Genomic DNA, 10298 nt, shown 5'->3' with positions numbered 1-10298 from the left:
CCGCCGGCGGTCCCGGCCGGGGCCGCGCCGGACGGGGCGGGCCCGCCGCCGGCCCCCCCCCCCCCCCCGACGAGATCCCAGGGGCCTTCTCGGTGCTGGTGGGCGTCCGAGAGCCAACGGCGCAGCCGGTCAATGCCAGCAACAACCCGGCCGCAACGACATCGATTCTCAGCACCGACCCATTAGATCCGTAATGTCCGCGTCCATCCCTTAGCGACATGCCGGTCGGTGTGGCGTGGTCTCTGCCGCCGACGGCCACGAGGTAGCTGGCAACCGTTCGGCCCAGGTCTTCAGTGGCAGTGGTGTTGGTTCGACTGGACGGGCGTGGCGCCGGGGCGGGTCCACTGGGCTACCGGGCGGCCGTCCTTGCGCCACCAGCTGTACGTCGGGTCGGCCTGCGGCCAGCCGTCGGGGGAGTCCTCCCAGGCTTCCTGTCGTCCGTAGCCGGTCATGTCGAGCAGCTCGAGCGAGCCCATGATCGCCTCGACGCCGCGTCCGGTCGTCTCGTAGGTGAGGAACACCCGGTCGCCCCGGCGCAGGTAGCAGGCGATGTTGCCGCCGCCGGCGACCGCGGGCTCGTCGATGCCGTACGTCGAGTACCACGGGTGGAGGTAACCCATGATCGGGATTGCCTGTCAAGTTGACCTACGCGCACCACGGCGACGCCTGCCGGGCTGCCAACGCCCTCGACCTGGTGGGTGACCGGTGGACGCTTGTCGTCGTCCGCGAACTGCTCCTCGGTCCCAAGCGCTTCGCCGACCTTCAGGACGCCGTTCGTGGCATCACGCCGGCAGTCCTCAGTGGCCGGCTCAGATCCCTGCGTCAGGCCGGCATCGTCGACCAGGTGACCCTGCCCGACCTGGCCCGCACCCGCGCGTACGCCGTCACCGAGTGGGGTCGTGGCCTGGAGTCGGTCCTGGCGTCCCTGGGCCGGTGGTACTCCTCCGGGCCGGACCCGCGCACCAACGGTGGCATGACACTCGACGCCATGGTCCTCGCCATGCGCACCATGGCGCCGCCCGTCCCCGAGGGCCTGTCGCCGATCGCCCTACGCCTCTACGACACCCGGCAGCCCGACCCACCGGTCCGCGACTACCGGGTGACCGCCGCCGACGGGCTGCTGGACGTACACGTCGAGGGTGACCGCGACACCGTCAACCGCGTCCTACGCCTTTATCTCGGTGCGAGCGTGAGCCGTTGAACGGACGCCCGCCGCCAGCACGGCGAGCGACCGCCGCCCGGTCAACGGGCTGGGCAGCGCTTGCCGTCGGGCGGGACGGTCAGGTCGATCAGGTACGCGTTGACCGCCTCGGTGATGCAGGCCGTCTGCGGGTAGGCGGTGTGCCCCTCGCCCTCCCAGGTGAGCACCCGGCCGACACCGAGCATCTCGGCCAGGGCCGGGGTCTGCTCGTACGGCGTCGCGGGGTCGCCGGTGGTGCCGACGACCAGGATCGGCGGGGCGCCCTCGGCGCGGCCGGTCGGGTAGGGGTCGCTGCCGCCGGGCCACTCGGTGCAGGTAACCAGACCGCTGGCGAGTGGTGCGCCGAAGAGCGGATACCGGGTGCGCCACTGGGACTGGAGTTGGCGGATCCGCTCCAGGTCGGGGCGTTGCTCCTCGTCGGCGCAGTTGATAGCCAGGTTGGCGTCGAACAGGTTGCTGTAGTTGCCGTCGGAGTCACGGTCGGTGTAGTTGTCGGCGAGCCGGAACACGTCTGTCGGGTTGCCCTCGTTGAGCCGGTCGATGGCCTGGGCGAGCTGCTCCCAGCCGGGCTCGGAGTACAGCGACGAGACGATGGCGTAGAAGATCCAGCCGGCGGTGGCCTCCCGCCCTTCGGCGGAGCGGACGGGGGAGACCTCGGCCTTGTCGATCGCCGAGGTGACCGCCGCCCGGGCGTCGGGGGCGACGGGACAGCGGGCCGCGTTGGCCGTACACCAGCGGGCGAAGTTGTCGAAGGCGCGTTCGAAGCCCCTCGCCTGGCTCTCCGAACCCTCGATCAGACCTTGTCGGGGGTCGACCGCGCCGTCGAGCACCAGCGCCCGCACCCGCTGCGGGAACAGTTGGGCGTACGTGGCGCCCAGCAGGGTGCCGTAGGAGTAGCCGAGGTAGGTCAACTTCTCGTCGCCGACGGCGGCCCGGATCGCGTCGATGTCTCGGGCCGCCTGCTCGGTGCCGTACAGCGGTAGCTGGTCGCCGTACTTGGCGCCACAGCCTTGGCCGATGCGCTCGTTGAGCGCGACGAAGTCGTCGAACGCCGGCTGGCTCTCCGGGTCGGGGTTGTAGCCGAAGACGGCGTCGAGGTCGGCGTCCGGGATGCACTCGACCGGGCTGGACCGGGACACCCCGCGCGGGTCGAAGCCGACGATGTCGAATCGTTCGAGGATGGCGTCGGGCAGACCGCCGTACTGTTCACCGAAGGTGAGGTAGACGGCGGTGTCGACGCCCGAACCGCCGGGACCGCCCGGGTTGACCAGCAGGGAGCCGATCCGGTCGCGTTGATTGGTGGAACGGGCCCGGAGCAGCGCGATCTCGAAGGTTTCGCCGGCACCGGGACCGGTCGTGGCGGCGCTGCCGCCCGCCCAGTCGCGCGGCACCTGGATGCGGGTGCACTCGTACCGGATGTCCGGTGCGCGCCGCCCGACCACCTCGTCGGCCACCTCCGGGCAGGACCGCCAGGTCGCCGCGGCCCCCGGTGCCGCGGCCTCGCCGTCGACGTCGGCGCGCGGCGCGAACGCCGGCAGCGTGCAGCCGGCGGTGACCACCACGGCGGCGGCCAGGCCGGCCACGGTGAGCCGGAAACGGCGGGTCCGATCGGGCGTACGGGTCACGAACGAGCCTCCGTGATCAGGTTGCCGGCCTAGCTATGCGGGCCCGGCCGGGACCGCCGGGTCACCCCGCAGCACCTGGTCCACGTCGAACCGGACCGGCCGGTCGAGTTGATCGTATCGGCAGGAGAGCGGGTCGCGGTCGGGACGCCAGCGAACGAAGCGCGCGGTGTGCCGGAACCGGTCACCCTCCATCGCGTCGTACGCCACCTCGACCACCAGTTGCGGGCGCAGCGGCTCCCACTCCAGGTTCTTCGTGCCGGTCCAGCGGCTGACCCCGCCGGGGATGCGTTGCCCGCGTTCGTGGTCGCCGTGCACCCACGGGTGCTCGGGCCCGGCGTCGCGGTAGGGGGCCAGCTCCTCCAGCAGCTCGGCGCGGCGGGCCATGGTGAACGAGGCGCTCACCCCGACGTGGTGCAGCACCCCGGCGTCGTCGTGGAGGCCGAGCAGCAGCGACCCGACCACCGGACCGGACTTGTGCCAGCGGAACCCGGCGACCACCGCGTCGGCGGTGCGGGCGTGCTTGACCTTGGACATGAGCCGCTTGCCCGGCTCGTACGGCAGGTCGGCGGGCTTGGCGATCAGCCCGTCCAGGCCGGCGCCCTCGAAGACGTCGAACCAGCGGCGCGCCACCTCGGCGTCGGTGGTGATCTGGGTGACGTGCACCGGCGGGAGCACCCCGGACAGCGCCTGCTCAAGCCGGGCCCGGCGGGTCGGGTAGGGGGCGTCGATCAGGCTCTCGTCGCCGAGCGCGAGCAGGTCGAAGGCGACGAAGTCGGCGGGGGTCGTCTCGGCGAGCAGCTTCACCCGGGAGGCCGCCGGGTGGATGCGCTGGGCCAGCAGCTCGAAGTCGAGCCGGGGCTGCCCGTCCGGGCCGTCGCGGCGGATCACGATCAGCTCGCCGTCGACCGCGCAGCGCGGCGGCAGTTGCCGGCGGGCCTGCTCGACCACCTCGGGGAAGTAGCGCGTCATCATCTTGCCGCCCCGGCTGGCCAGCTCCACCTCGTCACCGTCGCGGAAGACGATGCAGCGGAAGCCGTCCCACTTGGGCTCGTAGGTCATCCCCGGGGCGGTGGGGATCGAGCTGACGCTGCGGGCGAGCATCGGCTCCACCGGCGGGTTGATCGGCAGGTCCACGGCGATCAGTCAACCAGACGGCACCGACAGTGGTGAGCCGGATCACGGTCGCCCGGTGGGCGGCGTGTCCGTCTCAGGCCGGTCACGTCCCGCCCGGGCGAATCGCAAAACCGCAGGTCAGAGCTACTTTCGCGAGGTGGCGGAGTGGGTGTGCGGGTGCTGCGGGCGGTGGCGGGTCAGCGTCGAGCTGATCCACGGCCGGTACCTGTACCGGCTGGTGCACCATTACCCCCGGCGCTTCGGTGGCGGCAAGAACGTGCTCGGCGAGGTCGGATCGGTGGACGAACTGGCCGAGCTGCTGCGTCGGCGTACCCCGGTCGACCTGGCCGACCTGCGCGAGGCCGCCTGATCCCGTACTCAGAAGTGGGCGAAGGAGCGGATCGGGGCGCGTGGGCCGAACTTCGGCGCCTGCACGGCTGCGGCCTCCAACAGCCAGCAGACCCGGCCCCGGTGGCCCCGGAACGGCTCCAACAGCGCCAGCATCCGGGCGTCGTCGCCGCGCGGCTCGCCGGCCAGGGCCCAGGCGACCGTGTTGGGTACATGGTAGTCGCCGACGCTCACCGCGTCCGCGTCGCCGTACGCGACCCGGACCACCTCGGCGGCGGTCCACGGCCCGATGCCCGGGATCGACCGCAACAGCCGGGTGGCCTCGGTCGAGTCGGCGCATCGCTGCAGCCGGTCGGCCATCCGGGCGGCCCGCGTCAACGTCTCGGCCCGTCGCTGCTCGATGCCGAACGGATGGAAGACCCAGTACGGCGCGGCGGCGATCACCGTCGGGTCGGGTGGCAGCAACAGCCGTACCGGACCCGGGGCCGGCTCGGCGAAGTGGCGCACCGTCGCCGCGTACCCCCGGTAGGCATCCTTGCCGGTGACCTTCTGCTCCAGCACGGCCCGCAGCACCCGGGGGAAGATCAGCCCAGTGGTCGGCATCCGTGACCCCGCCTGCTGGCAGGCGAGTCGGGCCACCACGGGGTGGCTCGCGGCGAGTTCCGCGAAACCGGTCAGGTCGTCGCGGAGCCCGGCCACCGCGTCGGCGTGCTCGACCATCCAGCCGGCACCCGGGCCGTGCCCCTCGGCCACCAGATCGGCACCCTCGGGCCGTAGGGCCAGGGTGGCCGGTCCGTCGGGCGTGCGCGCCGCCCACCAGAAGACGCCCGCGACGAGGCGCGCACACGGGTCGTACGGACTGAAGGTGAGCGGACGCACCGAGGCGGCGAAGCGGTAGCCGGCTGGCGGGCGCAGCACCCGCCGCGCTTTCGGTTCGTTACCGGTCACCTGGTCACTGTGCCACCTGGCGCGGGCGGGTCGTCGTGGACCCACCCTGACCAGCTCCTGGGAACGCGCCCTAGAGACGTCGGTGGCCGGCCGCGCCATTGCTGGCTGCGGCCGGCCACCCGGCGTGCTGATGGAATCAGTAGTTGTAGTCGTAGTCGGAGTCTGCGTCGTTCGACTCGGTCTTGGACGGCGGGGCGACCGCCTTCGGGGTGCCCTTGGGCAGGCACTCCAGGTTCTTGCTGCCGTCCGGGTTGACCACGAACCAGGTGCCGCCGACGCCCTGGCCCTTCCACTGGCCCGCCTTCTTGTCACCGATGTAGGTGTAGAGCGGCCAGCCGTCGAGGGTGATCTGGCGGGTGCCGTCCTCCCGGGTGATGGTGCCGACGTCGTCGTCGGAAACGCCCTTCAGCTCCGGGGCGCCGTTGGTCAGCGCCGGTGGCCACACCTCGGCGCACTGGCCGTCGCAGTTGGACGACGGCGGGTCGTTGGTGTCGCGGTCGAAGCGGTACAGGATGAATCCGTCCTGGTTGACCACGGCGCTGCCCATCCGGGGGAACTTCTTGCCGGTCAGGCTGTCGGTCAGTTCGACGCCGTCGGGCAGGGGAGCGTCGGTCTCTTCCTCCGGGCCCGGTGACGCCGAGGCACCCGGATCCGCGCTGGCCTCGGGGTCGGCGGTCTCGGTGGGCTCGGCCGCGGCGACGGCGACCGGCTCGGCCGCGCCCGCGTCCGCCCCGTTGTAGCCCGCGGGAGCGCAGGCCGTAAGTGCGAACATGGCGCCCACGGCGATGACGGTCCGCTTCATCTGTGCCACGTGCCCTCCTCATGCTTGGCAAGTTCACCGGGAGATACGGGACGAGCGCTGTCAAGGTTGAATTCGAAAGGGTGGGCAAGCTCACAAGAACTCATTGAACCGTCCGGGTCTTCTGTCCGTGTGAGTCCGTATCCCCAGGTCGCTGCGTTGTGCCCGACCCTGGGTGCGCCTGCAACGACGAAGACCCGCCTCGATCGAGGCGGGTCTTCGTGAATGCGGATCAGGCCGCTGGGACGGTCACCAGAGTGTCCGTGGCACCCCGCGAGTCGATCTCCTGCACCTCGAACTGCTTGATGTCGTCCCGCTTCGTCGACGTGGCCGCCGACAGGGCGAGCAGCTGCGGGTTGTTGTTCGTGCCGTACCCGCCGTCCGGCACGGACCAGGTGGAGACGACCTCGGTCTGGCCGTCGTCGCGGACCACCACCAGGCGGCAGGTGCGCGGCCCTGGCAGCTTGCTCAGGCTGAAGTCCATCTTGGTGCCGAAGTCCTTCGAGGTCAGCCAGAACGTCGCCTCGACGCCGGTGGCCGGGTCGGTGACGTCGACCTGCTCACCCTCCTGCTCATTGCCGCCGAAACCCGGACCACTGGGGTTTCCGGAACGGTCGCTCGGTGGACCCACCGGAGCCGTGGTCGGCCCGGCGAACGGCGGCGTGGTGCTGCTGTCGGTGAGGTTGCTGAACACGACACCGGTCAGCCCACCGAAGACCACCACGGCCGCAGCGGTCGCGAGGACCTGCCGGAACCGGGCCCGCCGACGATGCGTACGCAGCGCCACCAGCGTCCGGTCCAACAGGACCGGATCCGAGTGGGTCTGCTCCAGCGCCGTGATCGACTCCTCGTCGATGTCGGAGAGCAGCCCGACCACCGGCACCATCGTCTCCAACTCGGCGGCACAGGCCCAGCAGGTCGCGAGGTGTTCCTCGAACCGCTCCATGTCCTGTTCGTCGAGCACGCCGAGCGCGTACGCGGCGACGTCCATGTGGTCAACCCGGCTCATTCCGTCACCCCCCTCTCCTGCAGAGCTGTGCGCAGTGCGCGCAGCGCGTAGTAGACCCGCGACTTCGCGGTGCCGAGTGGCAGACCTAGTTCCTCGGCCGCCTCCGGCACCGTCCGGCCCCGGAAATACGTCGCCACCAGGATTTCCCGGTGCGACTGACTCAACGTTCGCAGCGCGTCCGCCACCGTCATCGACCGCAGCACCCGGTCGGTGCTGTCGGCCTCGGCGAACGCGGTCAGATCCCGGTCGTACGTCTCGGCCGGGCGGGCCTGCTCGCTGCGGTGCTCGTCGATGGCGATCCGTCGCGCCACCGTGACCAGCCACGGCCGCAGCGACCCCTGTCCCTGCGCGCCCAACCGGTGCGCGTTGCGCCAGGCCCGCAGCAGCGTCTCCTGGACGATGTCCTCAGCCCGTTGCCGGTCACCGCCGGTCAACCGCATCACGAACATCAGCAGCGGTCCGGCGTGTTCCGCGTAGAGCGTGCGGACCAACTGGTCGGAATGGGCGGCTTCGGTGCTGGAAGCCTGGTGGCGGCCAGGGGTGGGTCGCGGCGTCACCGGGCTATTCTGGCGAGCCGCCGCACGAGAGTCGACCCCACGGGTGGACGTGGTCGGCCGCGACTGGGACCGGGCGGACATCCAGTCCACCCCCACCCGGTCGCTCTGCCAACCGACCGCCAGTGCGTGCATGCAGACCTCCGACGTCCCTGGACAGAAAGCCGTCCCCCCACGGGCATGGCTGCTGACTGGTACGGAAGGCAATACCGAACGGATCAACGTCGGACGGAAAAAATCCCCGGTGGAGGTGGCGTCGAGTCGACGGCGTCGCCGTCGTGCACCACCGCGGCGCCACCGGTGAAGTGGTCGAGTTCCGCCTCGGCCAGCACCCGGCCGGGAAACCAGTCACCGGCGGCCCGGCGGGTCAACGCGGCCACCGGCGGATCCTGACGGCCGGCGACGAGCACCAGATTGCCGTAGCGCCGGCCACGTAGCACGGCGGCGTCGGCGACCAGACACGCCCGGGGCAGCACCGTGCGTACGGTGGCCACCTGTCCCCGGGCGTGACGCAGCGGCGGACCGTCGGCGACGTTGGCCAGGTACCAGCCCGCCGGGTGCAGCACCCGGGCCGCCTCGGCCGCGTACTCCGCCGAGGTCAGTCGGGCTGGTGTCCGGGCACCCGCGAAGACATCGGCGACCACCACGTCGTAACTGGCCTCGCGGCACGAGGCGAGCACCGCACGCGCGTCACCCACGCGCACCTTCAGGCGCGGATCGGCCCGCCACGGCAACGTCCGCCGGACCAGATCGACGAGCGCCCCGTCCACCTCCACCACCCGCTGAGTCGAGCCGGGACGGGTAGCGGCGACGTACCGGGGCAGGGTCAGCGCACCGCCGCCCAGATGCAGCACCCGCAGCGGGGCGCCCGCCGGTGCCACCAGGTCGATCGCGGCGGCCAGCCGGCGGACGTACTCGAACTCCAGGTGCGTCGGGTCGGCCAGGTCCACATGCGACTGCGGTGCGCCGTCGAGCAGCAGCGTCCACGAGCCGGACCGGTCCGGATCGGGCACCAGTTCGGCGAGCCCGGTGTCGACCGGCTCGGTGATCCGGTCGGCGTCGCGCCGCCGACCCATCAGCGGCCGGTCCGGGCGGCGGCGGTGCGGGCGGCAACGGTCAGCGCGCGGTGCAGCAGCCGTGCGTCGCCCAGCCGGGAGCGCAGCCGCCGTTCCAGCCCGGCGATCGGCACGAGGTTCTGCGGGGCTCGGGGATCCTTGTACGGGCTGGACGCGAAGCGGGGCAGGGTTACCAACGACAGGTCGGCCAACCGCACCGCCTCGGCGATCTCCAGGTCGGCGGAGCACTCCAGCCGGACGATTCCCGCCCACGGCGCGCCTGCGGCCACCGGCAGCCGTAGATACCACGACCAGCCGCCCCAGGCGGTGCCGAGCCGGAACACCGGCGAGCGGTGACCCGCTGGCAGACCGGTGACCACGGCGGTGAGTCGGGCGTCGAGGTACTGGCTGTGCTGGGTCTTGATGTAGCCGAGCGTTCGGGGCAGCTGCCGCCGGTTACGCAACGGCCCGTCCACCACCAGCAGGTCCTCGTCGGTCCGCGCGGCGGCCGAGACCTGCACCTCCAGGGCGGTCAACGGCCCCTGCACCGCCGCCGGCAGCCTGGCCAGCTCACCGCTGCCGCTGACCCGGTGCACCGGGTAGCGGACGTTGCCGGCCACCACGTCGGTCGCCGACGGGCTGGCGGTGAACAGGCCGCGCTGCACCGTGGCGCCGGCCAGCTGCGCGGCACCGCGATCCAGGTCGCACCGCACCACCCCGGCCGCGTACGAGGCGGCCAGCCCGGGAAACGAACCGCCGTCCTCCTCGGCCGTCCAGATGCTGGCGTCGATCCGCCGTACCCCGTCGACCAGCAGCACCACGTCGGGTGCCCGGACCTGCGGACGGGGGCCGATCGCCCGCCAGTCCACCGCCGGCAGCTCGTGTTCCGCCTCGACCTGGGCGCTGCTCGGCGCGGCCGGACCAGCCGGCGCGGCCTCGAACGACGCCCCGTAGCCCGGATCCCAGGCATCGACGAAGAAACGGCTCACGTCCGCATCACCGGCCGGTCCGTTCCACCCGGGCCGAGCGGGCGTCCTTGTGCACCTCGAAGCGAACCGGGATGCGCTCGGCCAGCGCCGGAACATGGGTGACCACGCCGACCATCCGATCACCCCGGGCGGCGAGGTTCTCCAACGTGGCGGCGACCGTGTCCAGGGTGGCCGCGTCAAGGGTGCCGAAACCCTCGTCCAACACGATCGACTCCAGGCTGGCGGCGGTGGTGGACATCCCGGCCAACTGCTCGGACAACGCCAGCGCCAGCGCCAGCGACGCCTGGAACGTCTCGCCGCCGGACAGCGTCCGTACCCCGCGACGCAGCCCGGCGTCGTGGTGGTCGACCACGAAGAACTCGCCCTTGTCGTGGACCAGGTCGTACTGGCCGCCGGAGAGTTCCCGCAGGATCCCCGACGCGCCGTCGACAAGCAGATCCAGCGCCTCGGCCAGCAACCACCGCTCGAAGTTGTTGGCCCGCAGGTGCCCCGACAACGCCCGCGCCACCTGCGCCTCGCGTTCGTGCCCGGCCCGCTGCTCTCGCAGCGCCCCGGCCTGCTCGCGCCGCTCGGTCAGCCGGCGCAACTCGGCCTCGGCCCGCTCCACCGCGACGGTGGCGGCGCGGACCGGATCGTCCGGGGCGGGCAGCCCGGCAT

Annotated in this window: 12 protein-coding genes; 2 read left to right on the top strand and 10 right to left on the bottom strand. The window is 72.0% G+C overall.

The features are described from left to right. Positions 1 to 290: 290 nt before the first annotated feature. A complete protein-coding gene (locus AC2CHE_RS25795) occupies positions 291 to 620 on the bottom strand; it encodes a DUF899 family protein (protein WP_484507434.1) in 330 nt (109 codons plus the stop codon). Positions 621 to 640: 20 nt separating this feature from the next. On the opposite strand from AC2CHE_RS25795, the gene AC2CHE_RS25790 reads away from it, so the two are divergent. Beyond that, entirely contained in the window at positions 641 to 1201 is a 561-nt protein-coding gene (locus AC2CHE_RS25790; protein ID WP_484507433.1) for a winged helix-turn-helix transcriptional regulator, read from the top strand. A gap of 41 nt (positions 1202 to 1242) precedes the next feature. Here the strand turns inward: AC2CHE_RS25790 and AC2CHE_RS25785 are convergent, their stop codons facing one another. Both AC2CHE_RS25785 and AC2CHE_RS25780 read right to left on the bottom strand, forming a co-directional pair. Beyond that, entirely contained in the window at positions 1243 to 2826 is a 1584-nt protein-coding gene (locus tag AC2CHE_RS25785) for an alpha/beta hydrolase (protein ID WP_484507432.1), read from the bottom strand. Positions 2827 to 2859: 33 nt separating this feature from the next. Continuing rightward, positions 2860 to 3960, bottom strand: coding sequence for an ATP-dependent DNA ligase (locus AC2CHE_RS25780; RefSeq protein WP_484507431.1), 1101 nt, complete (start codon positions 3958 to 3960; stop codon positions 2860 to 2862). A gap of 136 nt (positions 3961 to 4096) precedes the next feature. On the opposite strand from AC2CHE_RS25780, the gene AC2CHE_RS25775 reads away from it, so the two are divergent. Next, positions 4097 to 4309 (top strand): hypothetical protein, encoded by a 213-nt coding sequence (locus tag AC2CHE_RS25775; protein ID WP_484507430.1) that lies wholly within the window; start codon positions 4097 to 4099, stop codon positions 4307 to 4309. Positions 4310 to 4317: 8 nt separating this feature from the next. On the opposite strand, the gene AC2CHE_RS25770 is transcribed toward AC2CHE_RS25775, so the two are convergent. The 7 genes from AC2CHE_RS25770 to AC2CHE_RS25740 all read right to left on the bottom strand — a co-directional run. Then, positions 4318 to 5235, bottom strand: coding sequence for a DNA-3-methyladenine glycosylase family protein (locus AC2CHE_RS25770; protein WP_484507429.1), 918 nt, complete (start codon positions 5233 to 5235; stop codon positions 4318 to 4320). Positions 5236 to 5371: 136 nt separating this feature from the next. Beyond that, positions 5372 to 6046 (bottom strand): COG4315 family predicted lipoprotein, encoded by a 675-nt coding sequence (locus tag AC2CHE_RS25765; protein ID WP_484507428.1) that lies wholly within the window; start codon positions 6044 to 6046, stop codon positions 5372 to 5374. 220 nt (positions 6047 to 6266) lie between these two features. Next, on the bottom strand, positions 6267 to 7043 hold the full coding sequence (locus tag AC2CHE_RS25760) for an anti-sigma factor family protein (RefSeq protein ID WP_484507427.1): 777 nt from the start codon (positions 7041 to 7043) through the stop codon (positions 6267 to 6269). After that, entirely contained in the window at positions 7040 to 7732 is a 693-nt protein-coding gene (locus AC2CHE_RS25755) for a sigma-70 family RNA polymerase sigma factor (protein ID WP_484507426.1), read from the bottom strand. Before AC2CHE_RS25755 ends, AC2CHE_RS25760 begins: the two co-directional genes overlap by 4 nt. An 83-nt stretch (positions 7733 to 7815) precedes the next feature. Next, positions 7816 to 8673: a spermidine synthase gene (locus AC2CHE_RS25750; protein ID WP_484507425.1), complete on the bottom strand. Its 858-nt coding sequence runs from the start codon at positions 8671 to 8673 to the stop codon at positions 7816 to 7818. Then, a complete protein-coding gene (locus AC2CHE_RS25745) occupies positions 8673 to 9641 on the bottom strand; it encodes a hypothetical protein (RefSeq protein ID WP_484507424.1) in 969 nt (322 codons plus the stop codon). Before AC2CHE_RS25745 ends, AC2CHE_RS25750 begins: the two co-directional genes overlap by 1 nt. A 7-nt stretch (positions 9642 to 9648) precedes the next feature. Next, positions 9649 to 10298, bottom strand: a 650-nt coding sequence (locus AC2CHE_RS25740; RefSeq protein WP_484507423.1) for an SbcC/MukB-like Walker B domain-containing protein, incomplete at its 5' end; no start/stop codon positions are given.

The sequence above is a fragment of the Micromonospora sp. ATLC16 genome, from assembly GCF_057196645.1.
The sequence above is the reverse complement of the archived record's forward strand: the minus strand, read 5'-3'. Positions and strand labels throughout refer to the sequence as shown.

Coding starts and splice junctions, on each gene's coding strand:
- AC2CHE_RS25760 (WP_484507427.1), bottom strand. CDS start 7,043: ATGAGCCGGGTTGACCACATGGACGTCGCCGCGTACGCGCTCGGCGTG.
- AC2CHE_RS25755 (WP_484507426.1), bottom strand. CDS start 7,732: ATGCACGCACTGGCGGTCGGTTGGCAGAGCGACCGGGTGGGGGTGGAC.
- AC2CHE_RS25750 (WP_484507425.1), bottom strand. CDS start 8,673: ATGGGTCGGCGGCGCGACGCCGACCGGATCACCGAGCCGGTCGACACC.
- AC2CHE_RS25795 (WP_484507434.1), bottom strand. CDS start 620: ATGGGTTACCTCCACCCGTGGTACTCGACGTACGGCATCGACGAGCCC.